At 31.0% G+C, this 21,205-nt stretch carries 19 protein-coding genes; 5 read left to right on the plus strand and 14 right to left on the minus strand.

Features of this window, described 5'->3' with window-relative positions:
• On the plus strand, nt 1-204 hold a 204-nt coding region (locus CN326_RS21495), incomplete at its 5' end, for a DUF3898 domain-containing protein (RefSeq protein WP_141525100.1).
• Nucleotides 205-489: 285 nt separating this feature from the next.
• Here CN326_RS21495 and CN326_RS21500 read toward each other — a convergent pair.
• The 5 genes from CN326_RS21500 to CN326_RS21520 form a co-directional block, all read right to left on the minus strand.
• Complete coding sequence (locus CN326_RS21500; protein ID WP_098311012.1) at nt 490-888, minus strand: hypothetical protein; 399 nt, start codon at nt 886-888, stop codon at nt 490-492.
• Nucleotides 889-1,203: 315 nt separating this feature from the next.
• The gene (locus CN326_RS21505) at nt 1,204-2,445 is read right to left on the minus strand and encodes an RES domain-containing protein (protein WP_255258180.1); all 1,242 of its coding nucleotides are present in this window, start codon (nt 2,443-2,445) and stop codon (nt 1,204-1,206) included.
• Nucleotides 2,446-2,610: 165 nt separating this feature from the next.
• Nucleotides 2,611-3,192: a hypothetical protein gene (locus CN326_RS21510; protein ID WP_098311013.1), complete on the minus strand. Its 582-nt coding sequence runs from the start codon at nt 3,190-3,192 to the stop codon at nt 2,611-2,613.
• Nucleotides 3,193-3,272: 80 nt separating this feature from the next.
• Nucleotides 3,273-4,361 (minus strand): UvrD-helicase domain-containing protein, encoded by a 1,089-nt coding sequence (locus CN326_RS21515; protein WP_176524737.1) that lies wholly within the window; start codon nt 4,359-4,361, stop codon nt 3,273-3,275.
• Between the two features lie 2 nt (nt 4,362-4,363).
• Nucleotides 4,364-6,310: an ATP-dependent nuclease gene (locus CN326_RS21520; protein WP_176524739.1), complete on the minus strand. Its 1,947-nt coding sequence runs from the start codon at nt 6,308-6,310 to the stop codon at nt 4,364-4,366.
• A gap of 382 nt (nt 6,311-6,692) precedes the next feature.
• Here CN326_RS21520 and CN326_RS21525 point away from each other — a divergent pair, with 382 nt between their 5' ends.
• Complete coding sequence (locus tag CN326_RS21525) at nt 6,693-6,902, plus strand: hypothetical protein (protein WP_255258181.1); 210 nt, start codon at nt 6,693-6,695, stop codon at nt 6,900-6,902.
• A 799-nt stretch (nt 6,903-7,701) separates the two neighbouring features.
• Here CN326_RS21525 and CN326_RS24785 read toward each other — a convergent pair.
• The 5 genes from CN326_RS24785 to CN326_RS21545 form a co-directional block, all read right to left on the minus strand.
• Nucleotides 7,702-7,845, minus strand: coding sequence for a hypothetical protein (locus tag CN326_RS24785; protein WP_176524740.1), 144 nt, complete (start codon nt 7,843-7,845; stop codon nt 7,702-7,704).
• Nucleotides 7,846-8,096: 251 nt separating this feature from the next.
• Nucleotides 8,097-8,891: an HNH endonuclease gene (locus tag CN326_RS25265; protein WP_255258182.1), complete on the minus strand. Its 795-nt coding sequence runs from the start codon at nt 8,889-8,891 to the stop codon at nt 8,097-8,099.
• Nucleotides 8,892-9,004: 113 nt separating this feature from the next.
• On the minus strand, nt 9,005-11,065 hold the full coding sequence (locus tag CN326_RS25270) for an SMC family protein (RefSeq protein WP_255258183.1): 2,061 nt from the start codon (nt 11,063-11,065) through the stop codon (nt 9,005-9,007).
• On the minus strand, nt 11,055-11,714 hold the full coding sequence (locus CN326_RS21540; protein ID WP_255258184.1) for a hypothetical protein: 660 nt from the start codon (nt 11,712-11,714) through the stop codon (nt 11,055-11,057). The genes CN326_RS25270 and CN326_RS21540 overlap by 11 nt, the downstream gene beginning before the upstream one ends.
• Nucleotides 11,715-13,154 carry a coiled-coil domain-containing protein gene (locus CN326_RS21545; protein ID WP_098311017.1) on the minus strand — a complete coding sequence of 480 codons (1,440 nt, stop codon included), beginning with the start codon at nt 13,152-13,154 and terminating at the stop codon, nt 11,715-11,717.
• A 197-nt stretch (nt 13,155-13,351) separates the two neighbouring features.
• Here CN326_RS21545 and CN326_RS21550 point away from each other — a divergent pair, with 197 nt between their 5' ends.
• Nucleotides 13,352-14,359 (plus strand): DUF4365 domain-containing protein, encoded by a 1,008-nt coding sequence (locus CN326_RS21550; protein ID WP_098311018.1) that lies wholly within the window; start codon nt 13,352-13,354, stop codon nt 14,357-14,359.
• Between the two features lie 611 nt (nt 14,360-14,970).
• Here CN326_RS21550 and CN326_RS21555 read toward each other — a convergent pair.
• Nucleotides 14,971-16,542: a DEAD/DEAH box helicase family protein gene (locus tag CN326_RS21555; RefSeq protein ID WP_098311019.1), complete on the minus strand. Its 1,572-nt coding sequence runs from the start codon at nt 16,540-16,542 to the stop codon at nt 14,971-14,973.
• Nucleotides 16,543-16,578: 36 nt separating this feature from the next.
• Complete coding sequence (locus CN326_RS21560) at nt 16,579-16,773, minus strand: hypothetical protein (protein WP_098311020.1); 195 nt, start codon at nt 16,771-16,773, stop codon at nt 16,579-16,581.
• 318 nt (nt 16,774-17,091) lie between these two features.
• Here CN326_RS21560 and CN326_RS21565 point away from each other — a divergent pair, with 318 nt between their 5' ends.
• A complete protein-coding gene (locus CN326_RS21565; protein ID WP_098311021.1) occupies nt 17,092-17,703 on the plus strand; it encodes a hypothetical protein in 612 nt (203 codons plus the stop codon).
• 496 nt (nt 17,704-18,199) lie between these two features.
• Here the strand turns inward: CN326_RS21565 and CN326_RS21570 are convergent, their stop codons facing one another.
• Complete coding sequence (locus CN326_RS21570) at nt 18,200-18,628, minus strand: MerR family transcriptional regulator (protein ID WP_098311022.1); 429 nt, start codon at nt 18,626-18,628, stop codon at nt 18,200-18,202.
• A gap of 185 nt (nt 18,629-18,813) precedes the next feature.
• Nucleotides 18,814-19,713, minus strand: a complete 900-nt coding sequence (locus CN326_RS21575) for a hypothetical protein (RefSeq protein ID WP_098311023.1) — start codon at nt 19,711-19,713, stop codon at nt 18,814-18,816.
• 291 nt (nt 19,714-20,004) lie between these two features.
• On the opposite strand from CN326_RS21575, the gene CN326_RS21580 reads away from it, so the two are divergent.
• A complete protein-coding gene (locus tag CN326_RS21580) occupies nt 20,005-21,135 on the plus strand; it encodes a site-specific integrase (RefSeq protein WP_098311024.1) in 1,131 nt (376 codons plus the stop codon).
• Nucleotides 21,136-21,205 lie beyond the last annotated feature (70 nt).

The following is a 21,205-nucleotide window of genomic DNA, read 5'->3' on the forward strand; positions in this document are numbered from 1 at the left end:
CTAAAGGCAGACCATATTTCTGTGAAAGCCTTACTTGCGGATTTTGGAGACCAGATTCATATTGCGAAGATTAATGATAAATATGTACTGATGATTGAGGCGGATTCGCTTACGTTTGAAAAAGGTTTCTCCCCTATTGAGTTTTTGAAACCTGATGAGTTAGAGAAAGTAGTAGAGCGGATTGGGAGAAAGCAGGGGTATTGATGGGTTTGGATCTAGATTAGTGACCGCATTAGTGACCGCTAACGTATCCTCAAATCAGCATTACTAAAGTAATTGTGAGCATTTTAGTGAACAAAAATGTGACCGTTACAATGATAAAAAGTGGCTCTTATTTCTGTTAAAGGGTTTCCTAAAAGATTTTCTACATAAAAAGAGAATGCTTTATAAAATGGCATTCTCTTTTTTACATTTATACTTCACGAATGTAAAATAAGAAAAAATCGTTACATCTGATTCCTGTAAATTACACCCCTATCTTTCAAAAAACTAAAACATCCTTTTGTTGAATCTACATAATCCTTGCTTTTTATATTTTTTAATTAGTTGAGCTTCATATTGTCTTGCTTCTTTTACTGAATCAAATTCCTCTATAAACCTATAATTGAGCTTTCCTTCTTGCATCAACTTCCTATGTTCCAAGTTTACCCTATTTGTATATCTTCTACAACGATACCAAACACCACTTCCAGCATAAACTACTTCTCCATTGAGCCAATGCTCATAAACAATAAATTTGTTTACTTTTCTAAGTTCATTTGGATTCAGTTTATACTTCTTTATAAGTTGGATTATCTTCTGAAAAGTTGTTCCATAAATATTTGCAATGTCTTTGTTTGTCATTTTATCAGATAGATATTGTATAAGCTGTTCTCTAGTTGGTAACAATTCAATCCCCTCCGATATTGTTATATCGAAGGTTTCCAAAACGTAAAGCTCTGTTAAATATTAATTTTGATTTTACACCAAAGAAAATGACTGATTTACATCAGCCTATCACCATGACTTTCTGAACTAACGCACCCTATATTTTAAGTACAATTCTTCACAATCTTACTTTCACTGAAAAAAAGAGCTGCCGTAGCAACTCCTTTATTAAACTCTTGCACTTCGGTAGTCGAACAAAAACACGTTAGTTTTTTCTTTAACTTAGCTGTTTATTGTTAAATTTGTGCGGGGCTATTCTATTTTACATTTTATAGATTATTTATTGTTATAGTTTCGGTGATCTAGATTAATTAAATAATTATCTAATCTACTGTAGGGTAATGCAGTATATTTAACTCTATTTCCATTATGAGTAAGGCTACTATCAAATAAATTTGCATAAGATATTTTACTTTCGGTGGTTTGCGGATTTGATTCGAGATATTCTTTAAAATTTATAGGTTCTGTCAGACGAATATCTATTGCGAATGTACTATAAACTTCTTTATTATTATTTTTCATAGGAATTGCTAAATTTACACAAGATGGGAAATTCTCATCTCCCATTTGAATGGATGGATCATTATGTTCGATTCTTGTAGAGATATAAGCTACCCCATCTATCTCAAAGTCAGCTAAGGATTGCATTATTAATTGAGAAATAATATATTCGCTTTTAAATTTGCGGTTGTCTTCTGAAACCGAAAAAGAAGTTGCAATAACTAGTGGAAAAAATTCAATTAAACTATCTTGGTTTTCTAGTAAAAAACCATTTACTAAGTTTTGAGTTATTGCTAAGTTTAGTATTTTAATTTCTTTAGGAATTTGATAAGAAGAAATGGTAAATTCTGTATCATCAGGCTTACCTAATTCTAACCAACAAACATATGAAGAAGCACCAAAATACATACACGGAACACCAGCTATACTGAACCGTTGAGTAGCAACAAGTCCTCTTTTATTAAATGGTATATGCAAAAAATCTTCACGGCTATAATTTTTTTTTCCAGTTCTAGCTTTAAAAAATGACAAAGGTGCAGCGGCTAATTCGTCATTAATTGCATTAGATAGTATTCGAGTAATTCCTCTCAATGCAGGTGAATCATCTAATGAGGAAACTATATACTTGTTAGTTATGTAAGGTTTCAAAACATTATGTATAGCTTCTTTTGCTTTAGAAATATTTGCCTCATAGTAATATTTAATTGCTTCTTTTATTAACGATACATTTTTTTCAGTTTGTTCATAAACAGTAATGTCCAATTTGTTAATTCTTTTTATACAATTCAAATATTTATCTAATACATTATTCAAAGTATCTTCATAGTCACAGTCGTTTGTAATTTTTATAGGCAATACAAATTCCTTTAGTGGCCTCATTTGTTCGTACTCAGCCTTAAGCTTTTCTCTACGTTCTTCTTGAAAATTCATAAATTTATAACTCGCCTCCATTTCTTGAATTAATTCATTATACCATTTTGTACCAAACTGCTTCAAAAACTTAATAAAAAATTTCATTTTATTAACCTGCCCCGTTAGTTGAACAAAGATAAGGATTGATACTACTAACAGGACAAAGTGTAAAATAAAATTGATATTTTATTACTAGTATTAGTTCTACCGAATCTAACCAAAAGATAAAATAAACATCCCATTATACCTTATAACTTATTAAATACCCATTTAAACGAACTCTTGAACATACCTAATGTCCCAATCTGAGCTTCCAAATTTTTGTTTAATGTCGTCTGTTAACTCTTCTTCTTTTATAGCAAAAACAAAAAGATGGCTCGCCCTACTCATAGCAACATACAATAAATTTCTATTGATAACATCCATTATATCTAGCTCTGGAGATAAGTATCGTTGCATTAATATATTGGTAAGTTGTCTCTCTTCAAAATCTAGCAGAAGTACTGACCGGTGTGTTTCGCCTTTAACAGAGTGAATAGTAGCAATTTGATCTTCATAACTACTTTGGTCATCATCTTCAATATTTTTAATAATTATCGCCGAAACCTCTTCAAAAATTTGATTATCCTTCCTTATTCCATTTATCCCTTTGTCTCCTAAAATAGAATTGATTTGACTTTTTAAATTTACCACTAGCGTTTCATTAACTCTTACTTTTATCATATCCGATAATATCTCATTTATCTCATATATTGCTTCATGGTTCAAAATCCATCTTTTTATTTCTCCAGAATTCCCTAATTCACGTTCTATTATCTTATTATGTATAAAATTAACAGTTACATCCTTCAATTCTCTTACAACAGAGTCCCTTTTTCTCTTTTTATCTTCTTTATATTGCGTATTAAAGAAGGCGTTAGCGGAGTCCTTTCTTAAAACAAGTATACTATCTTTTTTTCACACTCATTAAATACATCCGATTGTTCTGATACCTCTTTTATTATATCCTTATATGCATCCCCAACGCTTTGAGGGTTATTATATGCTAATAAAATTGGCTTAAAAGATGTATTCCCTTCATGCGTTTCTATACAAGCTTCAGGAATGATTATATTTAGATGCTTTGCCAGTTCTTCTCCAAATCGGTTAGAAACATTAAGTTTAAAGGTATCTCCTTCTTTGACCACAGGCATTGTTTCACCATATGTTATTGTTTGATAAGGATCTCCAATCTTTTGAATTATATTATTGTCTGTATTAAATAGTTGATCCAATAACCTTTCACCATCTTTGTGAGTGTCCTGAAATTCATCAATAAAAATATACTTAAATCTATTCCTAAGGATTTCAACTATTTTATCGTTAAACAAAAGGAATTCCGAAAAGAAAAATGTGTCATCATACGTTAAAAATCCTTGTGATTTTCTTATCACCTTTATACCTAACATGTCTTGCTTATATTTATCAAATTTATCCCAATGAGTGCTATTCTCTATATCTACTGTTTCTTGATCATAATCTATAATTAAACGACTTTTTTCAATTCTTCTAGCAATAGCTGTTTTGACATCAGAACTCATCCAACAATATTTTTTTGAAAGCATTGACGCATAATATTCTATATCGTTATGTCCATTTGAAAAATTTATTGAATTATGTTTAAAATTAATTCTGAAAAATGGAAATAAACAAAACTTATTGAAAAATTCGTGTATTGTTCCTATAAAATGCGGATGCTTTATTTTTCCAACTCCAGCTTTCTGTAAAGCATTATTAATTTCATTAACAGCAACATTAGTATGCGTTATAATACAAATGCCTTCATTTGTATTTTCTCTTTTCAAAGCTAATAACATAAGAGCAATCTTAGCTGCTAACGAAGTTGTTTTTCCAGTTCCTGGCCCAGCTATTATTGTTTTAGTTTCAAATAACTCTATAAATGTTCTTTGGAGATGATTTAACTGGACATCATTTAAGAGTACCGCTTCAACCCTTTTATAATCTAGATCTGTAAATTCCACCCTCACTCACCACCTGTTACATGGAGTATCGCTTTAATTAAGTATTCGAATTCACTATCTTGATTAATTTTTTCTATCGCTTCTTCCTTATTTTTTAATAAATACTCGGCAAAGTTTTGGGCCATAATCGATTTAGACACTTGCTTTTTAAGTATAAATTTATATACATCCACTGCTAGCTCTTCATCATCAGTAATCTCTCTCCATCTCTCTAATTGTCTTGATTTATATCCCTCATCCGTATATTTTGATTCAACTACAATCCTTTGAAACTCTTTACTGAAGCTACTCTTAGCTATCGCATATTCTAATGTCCAAGGGGCAGATACAAAAATCCGAGTCTTCTCTATGCCATGAAAGAAATTTTCTTCTAATTTTGTTAAACGATTAGCCTGATGTCTCTCAAATCCTAATCCAGATAAAGGCTGAAGTATCTCTGACATCTCCTCCTTAAGCTGTGTAATCCCATAAACCCTATTCAATTTCTCTTTAAAACTACTTAAGTTTACATAACTTCCATTTAAATCTTCACTAACACCTTCTAAATCATAAAGTTCACTTATTTCCTTATTATGAGTAGAATTTATCAGAAAATAGTTTGGTGAATCATAATATTTTATAGGTTTTAAGTCTAAATCTGTAATTATTGATACGGGAAAATTCAAAGGTTTTTGTTCTTCTTTTCTAAGAAATATAGATGAATATCGCTTAAATGCCAATGCCCCTACATTAACAATAGAAACCCCATGCCTATGCAATGGCCTTCCTATTAATTCTGCTATGGTAGGTATTAGTAAATTCTCAGCATCACCTTCTACAAAAATCACTCCTTGAGCAAAAAACATGTTAGCTTTAGTTGCATCCAAGAACCTTTCTAAAAAACTGTAGTCAGCATCTTCTAATAAAGTTGCACCTTTTCTCATTGGGTATGCATTTGAATTATAAATAAAAATTAAATTCTCTAATGAAATTGATGAAGCTAACGTCGTACTATGGGATGAAAATATATATTGCATTTCATTTTCATCACTTTTTTTCTCAAAATATTTTATTAACCTTAGTTGGGCTTGGGGATGGATATGGGCTTCTACTTCTTCAATTAAAGCTAATTTAGGGCCTATTTCACCTTCACTTAACAACAACAACTCTGCAGCCATAAATAATAAATTTGAGCTTCCTAAACCTGTGCCTATTTCACCTATGCTCAATTCGAGTTTTCTCAGAATTTCCACAAAAGTCATGTTATTACTTCTAATTTCTGGAACACGCTTATTATTCTCATTAAAAAATTCATCGACAGTACTGGTTATTTTTTTTAACACTGGCTCTTCCAATACCACTTTAAGGTTATCAAAAGCCTTTTGAAACTCATCTATTATTTTTTTCTGTTCTGTTTCTTCACCTGACGAAAACTCTTTTAAACTTTTTATAATTTGTGCTATTCTTGATTTTTTTCCAGAATTCAGCTCTACATCAGCATCACGTAGAGGTTTTAAATACGTTGCTGAAAGTAATTGTTTAACCTCATCATCCATGGCGCTTTCTAAATTTAAATCGCCTGCTTTAGTACTCTTTTTTAATTTTTTATGTCCATTTAAATCCGTGTAATACTCTACCTCCATTATAATTCTTAATTCGGTTTCATCTTTAATAAATGAAAGCCAGTCAAAAAAATAAGCTTCTTCCTTTTTCGATAAATCCCTAAACTTGCATTCTATTTTCAAGGTACTAGCACCAACATAGAAATCTTCTTCTGTTATCCAATTGGGATCATTACTATTAGTGCCTAATATAGTTTTTATAGCATCAATTATAGCTGTTTTACCTGAATCATTTTCACCTACTAAAACATTCAGACCTTTATTAAACTCCACTTCAAGTCCAGGCTGGTTGTCTTCTTTTGCTCCGAATTTTCTCCAATTCCATAACTTTAAACTATGTAAATACACTCTATTCCCCCCTATACTTTATGTATACTACCTTACTTTTCTAATTCTATATTACAATAAATGAAGTTTAAGCTCAGTAAAATTTTACAAAATAGTTACTTTAAAGACCTTCATCCTATTTTGATATCCCTTTAAATATATCTTCTGAATACTTTTTATAAAAAGTATTCAATACCCCACGACGTTTGGGTACCTTCTTGAAATTTTCCGGGAGACCTTTTTATTTGTACAATTACTTGAAGGCGTTTCAACGGAGTCTGCGAGTTTTCTTTAATGTCAGAGACCTAACGTCTACTAGATAATAAAGAAGGTATAAGCTTTCATAAAAAAGAAATAATATCGGTGAGGCTATTAAAATTGAACTAAGAGGGAGAAAATGAATATGTCTGCTAAGAAGCAAAATGATTCAAAAGAAGAATTAGCCCTTCCAGAAATCCAAAGTCTGGATGAGCCGAGCAATCGCGAGGAATTTGGCGAAGGTGTTACAGTTCACATAAGACCTTATCCAGGCATGGTAGGTGGAGATAAAGTCACACTTGAATGGCGTGACACTCAATCGTTGGGAGAAGACGAACCGAATGATAAAGAATAAAAAATAATTCGAAGGGTTATTCGTACAGAATAATCTTTTTTTATTTCAACGGAGTTTGGGCCAATTGGTACTTCCTAAGCTTTTTCAAAAAAACCCCAAAAAACTGTGTACAAAATACCCCACACAGTATATTATTATAAATAAGCGAGATCTCTGAACTGTTAACTAATCGTAATTGAATATGAGGATAAATAAATCAACACCGTAAGCTTTTTATGGGTCATTTCCATAGAGGTTCACGGTGTTTTTACGTTTTGGTACCTTGTTAAAATATGCCCACACCCACGTTATTTCTATAAGAAGAGCTATTTTTTTCAACATGGTAGGCGGGTATAAAGTGGAGACAATGTGAGATGGCAATTCTCCTTTCACCTCTAATTACACAAAATATGACCAACCTTGACGCATTGTAACCTCTCAATATCATATATTTCTTATAGTACAATACCTCTCCTTACTTATACATTGTATTATCACGCCCGTTCATCTTATAAATAGCTTACTTGAACTCTCCATGGATTTAAATTGTCTTCCTTATGTGTTGGGATACTTATTAATTCCCTCTTAATCCTTAAACTGCTGTATGACTCTTTTGGCTGGTCTCGATTTGTTTCGATGTTCCTTAGTACCTCCTAGTTTTCGTGTTTTACAGTTTGGTAACTCATTCGATTTCCCTCTTAAAATAAAAATGGCTTCAACTCCTTAAAAGAAATTGAGGCTTTGACTTAATAAGAATACTCATTTTATATTTATCATATACAGTTTAAAGATTGTTCACTACAGATTTTAGGAAGGTTAGTTACCTTTCTTCGAAATGAATTTTTTTGGAGTTTGCTAATTCAATTAACCCCGTTCCGTGTTTCTTTAAATCCTCTTTACCTTCGTCTCTTGATTTCCGAAGATAAGTAGCTACTTCATGAATTTCTTTGACCGAAGTTTTCAAAACATTTCACCTATCTTTGTCATGTGATGTAATCATTAACCGTAAAACACTATATATATACATTTAGATAATAAACAAATAAAATGATATATAATATCACATAAACTGCATAAACCATATACGGAGAGGTAAATTTAGTTCATTAGAAATGAATAACATAACTCATCCAGTGGTATAAAACTATATCGGGGAATTATTTATATAGTTTTAGAACATAAAAAAAATCCTAGTTTATTTACCTAGGATTTGAATTACTTAATAAGAACCTGGAGTTCCTCTTTAGTTAGGCATGGTCTTTTCTTATGAAGCATCCTATGACAATTAGAGCAAACCATTAGAATATCATTTATATTTGTAACATCATTTTCATTCAGTTCTGAAACAGGAATTACATGGTGCCCTTCAATAAAATCTTGCCCCAACTCACCATACTTTTCTTGAAAATCAAACCCGCATACCTCGCAATACAATTTTCCATTCTCTTTTTTAAAGTTCTCTTTTGCTCTTTTTAATACTCTTGGATTCCTTTCCTTATACTTGTGTAATCGTTCTTTTTCTTTTCCCTCAGGAAAATTTTCATTGTCTTCAATAGGGATCATTGCGATATTAAAATTATCAATTTTGTCTTCTTTCCCTAATAAAAAGTACATGGCTCCGTTTATTTCAGTATCAGTTTCTAAAAGTACAAACTTTCCTTTATATTTAAATTTTTCAACATCAGAATTTCTAACAAATGTATATATTGGATAATTACCTTTTGAATTGATAATTACTTGATTATCTTTATAGTCTGGGCTAAACCGCTTTTCACCTTCAACAGTAATACCATAAAAATAATATTTTAGTATGAACTCGTCTTTAATCCATTTATTCGCATAATCTGTACCATTGATGGTACACAAAATAATTGCACCTATTATTTTTCCAGTTCCATCTTTTATGTTATGGATGCCTTTTACTCGGTTTTGCCCTGATATGTTTGATACATCTATAGCTGTTGCCTCATAATTTATAGGCAATTCTTTAATTAAACTACTTAGGTTCATACCTTAACCTTACTCCTTTTTTTAATAACTACACTCTATAACTAAACAAATTCTTCAACAAAGGATTTCTTTACTCTTCTAACAATATTCAACCTGCGAGTGAAAATTAAAATTTATCTTTTCTCAATTAGGTAATTCTTATTTAAATTTAATGATATATCCTCTTCAGACAGACTCCCCTTATCTCCTGATGCCATTATTATCTGGAATTGTCCTGGAAATTGAATTTGGAGACCTCTTAATAAATCAGTAAATTTAATATAAGAGTCAAGATCAAGGTTTTGCTGTCTTGGTTCGTCCAATATCAATAACAACGGATGATTTGTAGCATTTTTATATTCTAAACCTGTTCTAAGTAGTGCTAAATAATAAGCCAAAATAATTCTTATTAGACCACTACTAGAAGTAATACTGTATAAATTCCTATCTTCTAGTTTTGGAGAATAATCTTCTCGATCAATGATTATATTTTCATAAATTTCTTTCGATATCTCATCAACTAAAGTATCTTTATTTGTTAAAGAAATCTCTTTATGTGCATCAATAATTCGATTATAATCCACACCATCTTTAAGGAAATCTAGACCAAACAAATATTCTTTGAATTTACGTTCAAAGAACTTAATTTTTGTTTTATCATCTACTCCGACTTCGTTGTTTTTTATTCCCTCTTTAATTTCTTCAATCTTATTATTTAGCGTTTGTATATTGGTTTTTAAACCTTCATATTTAACGACTATTTCTCTATCTTTTTCCAAACTATTAATTGTATTATTAATTCTTCCAATCTCACGGGAAATTAAATGATATCTCTTATAATTGTATGGTTTTAAGTCCCCTTGTAAATCTTCAATAGTTTTCTGTATTTCTAACAAATCAAGTTTAATAATAAATAGATCACTTTCTATCTTCACTTTCTCTTTTTGTTTCATATTTTTTAACCTTTGAAAGTCTTTTTCTTCATCAATTAGATACCCTAATAATTCATCGGTTTTTGAATAATTTTTGGACATCATCTCATTCGAACAAAGACTACAATGGTTAGTTTCTACTTCATAATTTTCATCTATTGTTACTTTATTATGACAATGAGGACACTTCTTAACTGGCAAAGAACCTATAAGTTTTTTTGCAGTTCTTAATTTATCGAGCTTTTCTATGTCCATTAGTATTTTATTAATATAATAATCATATTCTCCAATCTCTTGATCAAGACCATTAATCTGTTCCTCATGTCGTTTAGACAATGACATCAATCGCCTATATTTATCTTTCATTGGTTTTAAGGTATCTATGTCCGGCATTTCATCTTCTTCAATTTTCTTTAGTTCCTCGTTGTACGAAATGAGTTCTTCCTGTAGTTTTTTTGTTTGTTCATTTAACTGTTCTTCTTCCTTAAATTGAGTTGTAGCCAATACTTCTTCCACATCATTTAAAGACACTCTTTTTTGTTTCAACTCACTATTTAAAAGATTTAAAATGAACTTATCAGAAATATTTTTTGTATTTGAAAAACCCATTATTATTTCAAAAGCAATTTTCTTTACGTCTTTTAGTCCATAACGAGGATTAATAGCCTGAATATCTCCCCAAGCTAACTGGTTAATTACAAAAAGTGGCATTAAATTTTGAATATAAAAAATTAATGAACTCCCATCTTCTTCTTTACCCCCTTCAAAATCCGACATATTTCTATATTTAGGAATGTTTAAATAATCAAATAAAAATTCTTGATATGTTTTGTTACCTCTAATATTTTTATCTTTTTTCGCTTTATAAAATTCAATTTTTTTTGATTTTTTAAAGTTATCAATTTTACTGTCATAATAAACTATTATTGGTTCATCTCTATATAATGTATCTCTTGAGACAACAACCCTGTCTTTCCCGTTAAACAATTGAAGATTTATATAGCTTTCGGATATTTTAGATTGAAAAAAATTTTCAATAATCAAGCTGTAATCTGCAACATCATTTTTTCTCTTCTGTCCATAAATTTCTTCACCAGAAAGACCATAAATTATACTTTCAATTAATGTAGATTTACCTAGAGTATTCTCACCGTAAATTAGGTTGATTTCTTTTGTTTTTCCTTCATTAGTAAAGTCAACATTTCTACCGTATTTCTCTCCATTTTGTGTAATAATTTTTATATCAACCGCTTCAATTAACATCCAGTATCTCTCCTAGCCCTTTATACAACTCGCCAAAATTGTCTTCTATATACGTGTCTATTTTTTCATTCGTAGCATTTGCTCTAAATAAATTATTTATTATTTGCATTCTGTCTACCCACAACTTCTCCTCTTCTTTAATTTTTAATGCTACTTCATTACCAGTTTCAGTTAAACTTATAGTAAACTCTTTTTTATGTTTTGTTATATTTGTATATTGAACTTCTATAAGATCCTTACTAATTAAATAATTAAATATGTTTTCATATTCAAAATCCCATGGCCCTCTTATAAACTTCACCATAGGAGAAAATACCTCTTCTTTTTCAAACGACTTTAAATTCAACAACTTCATTAACTTATCATTTTTTTTCTTCATTCCTACAGCTTTTTCAAGATAAAAAGGATATCTAATTAAAAAATCATAAAAAGCAAATTTTCTTCTTCCATAAAGTGTTTCAAAAGGAGAAATTTCAGGCTTAACAATACCACATAGTTTAATAAGTAATATTATTCGATATGAATGAAAATCATAATCTTCATCGGGTTTAACATACTTTATTTGTTGATCGGGAGGTAATACGTCCATTTCTATATTGTTACGTTTTAGAATCTCGTAAAATTTATCGTTATTATAGTACTCATCCACTTAACTTCCCACCTTATTCCATCTGAGAGGACACTCCGCAGCCATTTGGTACATCTGAGCGTGAACAATTGACGAATCATCTATTTTTTTACTTTTAGCAAAGAGCTCTAACTTCTTCTTAAATTCGGTCCAAAACCGAAAAGAGTTAAAGTTTTCCTCATCTTCTATCATTAGTTTAGCTTCAAAACATTCATGTTTAACTGTTTCTTCAAGTGACTTTAATTCGTTATATTCCGTTTCCAAACCATTTAACTGTAGTTGTTCTAAATATAAAAGATATCTACAGCGAAACCTAGTAGCAATAGCGATTAAATCTGATTCATCATCTTCTTGAAGGTTCATTTTCTTAATCTTACTCTCTAGTTTGCTTTGGTTACTATTTGATTCTATACTTAAAAAACTGTCTATTTTTTTCCCGTCGTAAAAAGGCAGGTCGTATAGAACTGGGCTTAAGATAGGTTTTTCAGGAAGTCGCTCTTTTATATAATCGAACTCCCTTCCCATAAATCTATGCATTTCTTCTAATTTACCACTTATCTCTTGTAGAGAATTTTTTATATCTTGATCAGTTCTTTTTAACATTTCTTCCTCAGATTCATCTATTATCTTATCAAGTAATTGCTTATCCAACCTTCTTTCTTCAACTTCAGTATTGCACGATCTGAAATATATTTCTGATAACAATCTGGTTAATAATAGAAATGAATAACTATTAATATATTGTTTTAATAAAGCTAAGCATTCTTCTTTTAATAGTTGAACAGCAGTTTCACCTTCAACCTTTTCAAAAACCCATTTGATACTTTTAGTAAAGGCTTCTAAAAAGGCTTCACTCTTAATTTTATTTATTAGCAAGGTATATTCTTGTTCAGTAACTGTAATCTTTGTTTCTAATTCCTTTAATTCAACAGTAAAATCTTCATCTTTTTTCTTAAGTTCATCTATTTTGTTGTTAAGAGCCTTAATAGCAGACTCCTTTTTTTGTTCAATTACTTTTAAAATAACTTCTGCTACTCTATACTTGCATTTTTTAAAAATTTCAGGACTCATATCCTCCTGGTTTTGACACCATTCTTTTAAAAGATTATCATTTCTTTTGATCTTGGTATTAGTTTCAAATAAAAAAGTACCATTATACTTACTATAAATATTAGAAAGGATAAAAAAATTGTAAATGGACTTCTCTATTTCCTCATCATTTGTTCCTAAATTACTTGAATAGCATTTTATTTGAGTAAACTTAATAGTATGTAATTTAGAGTTAACCTCTTTAATATCATCCTCGGTTTCACAATATATTACATTTCCTGATTCATCAATTGCTGAAATTAACCACGATTTTAATGTTTTTAAATACTGATAGAGAAATCCTCTGTTAGTTTGAACTGCATCAGTATTTGGTTTAAATTTATCAAAAAGTAAAAGCTCATTTTGTTCCATAATATCTCCTAAATAACAAATAATTACATCAATATACCATAATTTCGTCATATTTCATCAAATACCTTCAAAATCTTAAATTTTATTACCAGTGTTGTTATGCATTTACATATTTCTCTTTTTAATCAAAACCTGATGGTGTTATCATAAATTGTAATAATAGATTTCAATAAAATAGACATACGGAGGGCACTCAAATGGGGCCAAATGTGGGGAACCGCCAGGTTGAAAGAAAAGGGATTCGCTTAGTCGATGAAGCAATAAACGAAGAATTATGTTGGATTTTTCGAGAACAACCTACCGATGATTATGGGATAGATGCACACTTAGAACTGGTTGAGAATAGTACTGCGACTGGAAAATTAATAGCAATACAAATTAAATCCGGTGAAAGCTTCTTTAAAAAGAAAAACAAAGATGGCTTTTATTTCTACGGTGAAATGAAACATTTAACTTATTGGCTTAAACATTCACTACCAGTAATACTAGTGTTGTGTGATGTGAAAAATGGAATTTGTTACTGGGAACATATTATCGAGGAAAAAATAAAACGAACAAAAAGCGGTTGGAAAATCCTTGTACCATCTAATCAAATATTGAGCTTTGACTCTAAATCTAAATTACAAAAAATTGCTGAAAACCAAACAGATTATGAAAAAAGGCTTCATAAGTTAGTAATGGATAAAGCATGGATGAATGAAATAAAACGAGGTAACAAACTAGTATTAGAATCAGAAGAGTGGATAAATAAGTCATCTGGTAAAGGCTCCTTAACGTTAAAAATTATTGATGAGTATACCGAATATGAAAGAGTAGAATTTAGCTATCCAACTATATATTTTCCCATGATGTCTTATAAAGAAGTGTTTACACACTTATTCCCATGGGCTGAGATCTCTGCTGATGAGGATTATTATGAAGAATATGATATGAATACATTTTTGGAAAATCACGGGATTTGGGATAATGAAAATGGAAAGTATTATTATGACAGAGAATTTTATAGAGATTGGATAAAAAGATTACCTCCGATTAGGCCTTATGAAAATATTTCTGGGGAAATCGATCGTTACAGGCTTGTATTAGAGATTAATGATATTGGAAATGCTTTTCTCTTACTTGATAACTTTCTAAATACTGGAGCTGTAGAAAATAAATCAGATGTTGAAGAATATTCAGATGATGATCCGACAAGTATATTCTAAATCTAATTAATAAACTACTCTAAATATATTTAGAGTAGTTTATTTTTTGGTTTCCGTTGAAAACATAGCACCAATGACACGATATAGATAACCAACTCGCTCAAAAAATATCCTAAAGAGTTATTATTGCATAGAACTCAACCTATTAGTTAGGAAATCCAATTCCCGTATAATATTTAAATCCTTTCTCAACACCTATTAAAGAGAAAAGTATTATTATTATCCAAGTCACGTTATAATTAAAACATTTTGTTTAGAACAACTTGGAGAACATAAATAAATATGAAAATTGAAACAGTATTTTATATTTTATCTGATACCAATTTTTTTAGATACAATACAAAAATTCTTTTTTATAAAATCAACTTAGTAAATTTGTTACCGCCTCTCAATACCTATATATAAAACTTAAAAAATATATAATTTTCGAAGAAATTAGAAGAAGTTCCAAAAAATTCATTTAATTATCATCTGAATAAAGTGTATCTGTCTTATTTCCTGGTAAGTTAATAAATCGTTTATTTTCTTTGTTTTCTCTAACTCTTCAGCTCAACTTCGTTTAATTAAGAAGTTTGATAAAATTCTCTAATATGACGATTTTCTTCCTCTTCTTAGCTCATAGTTTGGAAAATGTTGCTCGTGTTTATTTGCTTCTTTGAGTTTAAATCTTCAATCCCCTCTTCAAAAAATGAATTATGTTTTTCTAAAAGCGATAAAAAGTTACGAAACCTTAGTTCTTTAGGGTTACAACATTGGCCATGCATTATATATTGTTTTTCTAACTTTGTAACCTTTAATATACGCTTCGCCTTCCCTGCCCTTTTAACGACTTTGCTTTCTAATTTATAAGGCAGTTTCATTTCTTCTAAAACTTCATTAACTGTTAAAAGAGAAGTCGCTTTTCTGTTTTGACTTCTTCTTAATCCTTTATAATACAGTTCGTTATAGAGATCTTTTTTGTCGTCTTCTGAAATTTCTTCATCTACAAGACTTTCTAAGTATTCAGGTAAAGTTTCTTTCAACTTCTCTAATTTATAGTGCTTTACTTGAATGTTCTCTACATACTGCTGAAAAAACTGAACATAACCGACTTTAAAAATTTCTTCTATTTCATCAATAACATACTCTAAAAAAGCTTTTCTTATTATATGAAGGTTATCATCTTTCGTTAATTCTTCTTTGTATTCTTTCAAGTCTCTTTTTAAAACATCTTGGGCCGGTTTAACAATGATTGCATCAATAGAACTTTTTCTTGCTCTCGCTAACTGTTGTAATATGTCATCAACTTTTCTAGGGAACCAAGAAACAATAGTTTTTATTGTCAGATCAGTAAGGTTGATGCCTTCGTTCCACACTGATGTTGACCAAATTAAATCTACTGGAAGAGTGGTGTATTCAACTTCGTTTCCTTGCTCGTCAAAGTTACCGCGTTCAACTAATTCAATTAAATCAGTTGATGCAATTTTTCCATAATCTTCTTGGTCTTTTGAACAAACTAATGCTCCCCCATATTTCCCTTGAAGTTTTTGAAGTAAAGAAAGTCTACCCGTATAAAAGTTGAGAATCTTATGTCCTGGTCTATGAGTTTCAGCAACATACCTCTCAACGATCTCTCTGTCGCCAAAATCATAAATTGTTACAGATTTTAGATTGTTTTTGCTTCTGTTCGGCTTACATAATATCTCAACATTCCACGCTTTATAAATTACTGATAAGGAACGAGGAGTTCCAGTCAAAAGAAGCACGGGACACTCTACTGAAGATAATAAACCAAAAGTTTCTTCAGTTTGTTCATTCCAACTATCTGTAATCATATAGTGGAATTCATCACAAACAATCAAATCAACATTTGTCAAACCTAGAAGTTGTTCATGATTGTTGTTCTTAGAAAGCCATTCTAAAAGTTGGTAAGTAACAATCTCAACGTAGCCGCTACTGATTTCAGTTAAAAATTCGTGTCTAAGTTTTTTAAGGTCATTTTTAATATCATTGTAAGTTTGCTTCTTTAATGAACTTCTATGAGCAAGATATAAGACTTTTTTCTTGTGCTCTTTCGCATAAGGAACAATAACAGTTTTAAATGCGTGAGTCTTACCTCGACCAGGCTCAGCAAATAAGGCATACTTAGTATTTTTCTTAAAACTTAATACTTGTTCTATTTTTAATAAAGGTTCTTTTTTCATTCAGGATAACTACTCCCTTTCTTTCAGGATTTTATTTTATGAATATTGCATGCTATTTTTGTGAAGGTTATCGAAATAAGTTAAATCTTTTTGAAGTTTAGCTGAATCCCTAAATATGTAAACTACTAATTTGTCGTTACGCATATTTACTTCAATTTCAATTAAGTCGTTTCCACTTTGCATTAATTGGATTGCTAATGATTTCTTAAAAACTCGTTTGACTCCATTCATATTCTGTTATCTCCTCCGTTTGATTGTCACATAAGGATTCTATCCGAACAGCATCAAACGTAAATCAAACAGGGCGTTCTTTTTTAAAATTTTTCTAAGGTAGTTACAAAGTTGGAAAAGCTTTATATACTGTACCGCCAACTTTGTAACCTTAAATGGTGAAATGTACCCATCTTTATTAAAATAAAATAAGAATTTTATGATGCATATTCCTTCAGTAGAATTATGCACTTTTAGTAACAATATTTGTATCTATAACCTAGAAAATCATGATATTCTATATATTAGTAAATTATATTATGGAAGGAAGTGTTAAGTATGTTTAATAGAAGAACAGTTGAAGATTTATCTTATTCTGAAACAGTAGATAAAATTGTTGAACTTAATGAATATATCCAAAGCTTTTGGTCTAAAGCTCAAGGTTGGGCACCAATTGACGCTGCTAATTTACTCAGCAAATCAAGATTAGATTGGTTAGTTTCTCTAAGTTATTCATTGTATAAATGGGAAAACGATCCGGAGCAAGAAGCAAAGTATGGAGATTTAATTTTAGCTTGGAGCAATCTTGGAGCAATCGTTGAAGGAAGCATGAAATTTTTCCTGTCTGTCTTCTATGAAAATTACAAGATTGACAGTAATGCAATTACTCAATGGGGACAGCAAGTTGATCCTGATGGTGCTATGTTTAACGGATTAAAAAACTTCTTCGAGAAAAGTGTCTGGAGTGATGTTGAACGACAAGATAAGAATGACTGGCTTACAATGATTCAAGGCAAAAGAAATGCTATCCATGCTTACAGGGATAGGCAGATTGACAATTTTGATTTTTTCCGTAAACAGGTTAAAAACTACCTCTCATTCCTAATAGATTTATTAGAAAGAGTCCCACATCCAGACGATCAATATAGACCAGACCTTGTTATTAGATAATTATACTGAAAAGACCAAGCGTAATTTGCTTGGCCTTCTTTATTAATATTCGTCCTCATCTTCTCGTGTCTCTTGCATTGTTACAAGGTGCTCTTTAGAGTAATACTCATCGTACATCATTTTCAATAACTTCCATCACTCCTCGTTACTTAACTCTTTGACAGCCTTAAACATTTCCTCTGCAGTCATTTTCCGCCCTCCAGAATTGGTTCTAAGATACTTTTCATCTCAATAATAGGATATAATAAATAAGGACTCTAAAATCCATTACGAGTAATCCTGTTGACCCTGCGAGACATTTTGTCGAGATTTTTATCTATCTCTTTAAATCCTTCTGCAATTGTTTCTTCTAATGAGACTAATCTATTTTTCAGAGGACCAACTTCTTCTTTTATCCCGTCAAGCTGTTACTTCATTTCATCAAATTGTTCATTGATATTCTGATTCATTTCTTGAATGGCTGCTAAAATTTGATCTTCGCTCATTTGCTTATTTGTCATTTGTTCATCCAACTCCTCTTGAGTCTCTCTAAGTGATTGCATAAGAAGCTTGTTTGTTCTTCAACTCTATCTAATTGCTCTTGCTGCTTCCTCGTCATTTCGTTCTGTTTCTGAACCAATTGTTTCAAATCAGTAAGTTCGGCCATTACAGTTGCAATTTGACGATTTATGTTGGTTGTATCGGCTATACCTTCTTCTTTTAGAAGTTGCTCTACTGCTTTATGTAAAGTCATGCCTGGCTCATTCTTTAGTCTTATCAACTTACGAAACAAAGAAATATCATAATCAGAAAACATAACTTGTCCTTGTACACTTCGCTTAAAACGATAGTTATGTTCTTCAATTAGGAGATAATACTTCTTTACAGTTGAAGCAGCTATGCCGAGAGCTTTAGCCACTCCATCAACTTTTTGATAACCATTCATAACATTCTTATCCTCCAATCAAAATGGTTAAAACTATTAAACTATTTATTCAACCAGTTGTATAAATGTTATTATAATTTTTAATCTAAGCACAAAAACATTAAAGATAATAAAAAATATTATCTTTAATGTTTCTGAGTCTCAGAATGAATTCTGGGGCTTATGAGAGCTATCTTAATGTAGCCTCAATACGGTAACTCATCTTTATTGTCCTCCAACCAATTATAGAAACCAGACTGTGTATCATTTTTATTGATACCATTACTTGAAAGTTCCATCATGACTTCTTGATACTCAGCAAATTCATCAGAACGTTTATAATCGGAATTATTAGTAATAATTTCAAGTGATTTGTACGCATATCCTTTAATCTTATCTTCAGGCACATTTATGTATCTTCCACTCTCAATTGTATCATTTACAAACTTTTCTATTAATGTTTTCCATTGTTTCTTTGACCATCTACCAACAGTGAATTGAGTATAGAATTCGTTAGCAGCGTTAGTTAGTAATTCCTCAAATTTATCAGTGTTTAATGATTCCTTGTAATTACAATTGAAATTATTGTTATCTTTATATTGTTCTTTTTTATTTTTCTTTTTAATAGTTGAACCCTTTTGTACAGGCTTGTCTTTCCCTTTTGGCAACGCTAGGATTTCCCTTTTGGAAAGGCTGGGAGTGTCTTCTTTCTGCATTGGCTCTTGACTTATTGGTTTGTTCAGGTCTTCCCTTTTGTAAGAGTTATGATTTCCAATAAATGCCATAACAATTTTGTCTGTGATATGAAAATATTTCTTTGAAGGTACTCCCATCACTTTGGTTTCTATGTAGCCAGCATCCTCTAATTCTTTAATAGCTTTTAACTGTTGCTTGTAAGTTAAAGCTGTTTCTCCTTCTAATGTTTCACTCGTCAGAAAGAAATATTCTTTATTATCTCGAATCGTTAGCATTTCCTTTCTGCCAAAGCTTTCATAACTTGAACATAACTGTCCAAAGATGATTGCTCCATTTACTGATACTGAACGAGCTAGTTCTTTGTTATACATCACAAACCCTTCGCCGCTTAAAATTGAGATTAATTTCATGTATATCTCCCCTTTTGACACAACAAAAGAAGACATGCTAACATAGGATAGCAGAGGTTTTTACTTCTGTTGTTCGTATTAAGAGATGGTAGAGCCGCCAAACTCATATACCGTCTCTTTTATTTTATTTTAATACACGAACATAAGTTCGTAAAATTAAAATTTCAGATCTTTTAACCATATGCTTATGTTTTTGTTCAATATGTGTCCCGTAAAAGATCATCATGTTAAAATGTATTTAGGAAATCTTTTCAGATTTAAGAGCAACTTTCTAAGGAGGTTGTTCTTACTGTGACAGGAAGTATAACTAAAAATAAACAAACAGGCAAATGGGATTTCGTCTTCAATGGCGGAATAGACCCTTTGACTGGTAAACGAAAGCAGATTAGAAGAAGAGGCTTTGAAACTAAACGTCATGCAATGGATGAAATGACCAAGGTTAAGGCAGAGATATTAGAAAACGAGTTTTTTGATTTAACGCAAATGACCTATGACAAGTACATGGAAGAATGGTTTCAGGAAAGACAAAACCATTTGCAGAATACAACCTTTGAGATTCATCTAATCTATTATCGTAACGTTATAAAGCCCAAACTAGGTCATTTGAAAGTTCAGCAAATCATGCCTATTCAAATTCAAAAATTCATTAACGAACTGGTAGGTGGAACCGGATATTCAGAGCATACCGTTCATCTAGTTTTCCGAATCGTTAGTGCATCATTGAAAAAGGCGAAAGTAATGAAGATTATTAAAGACAATCCTGCAGAAGGAATAACTCTCCCAAAGATAAAGCGCAAAGAAATGAGCGTTTGGTCGTTAGAACAAGTAAACTACTTCATCAATGAAGCAAAACAAGTTCATCGACTTACTCGTTGCTTTATCGGGTTTCTAATCTCAATTTTGACAGGGATGCGACAAGGAGAGATTTTAGGACTTCGCTGGAAGGATATCGATTTCGAAACACAAACAGTCTTCATCAGACAGACGCTAACGCAAGATACAAAAATCAAAGTAGGCGCTAAAAATGCTACAAGTGTTCGTTCTATCCACATACCAAACACGTTGATCGAAGAGCTTAAAGCTCACAGGAAACAGGTCTTAGAGGAAAAGGTGCTGCTAGGACAAAACTACAATGATTTCGACTTAGTTGTATGCACACGAAACGGAAAACCTATGATACCAAGAAATTTCCGTAAAGAGTTCTATAACCTAACAGAGAAGGTTGGCTTGCCTAAAATACGATTCCATGACCTTAGACACACTCATGCTACTATCCTGATTCAACAAAATGTTAATGTGAAGCTAATTTCTGAAAGGCTAGGTCATTCTGAGATTGGAACAACTCTTGATACTTATAGTCACGTTCTACCAAACATGCAGAAGTCTGTCTCAGATAAATTGGATAAAATCATTCAAATGTGACCAATTTAGTGACCTCTATACTCAGCCCCCCTCTCAAAGCCTGTCATTTCAACATGAAGTCGATTCAATA

Source organism: Bacillus sp. AFS018417, assembly GCF_002560985.1.
GTDB lineage: Bacteria > Bacillota > Bacilli > Bacillales > Bacillaceae_G > Bacillus_A > Bacillus_A rhizoplanae.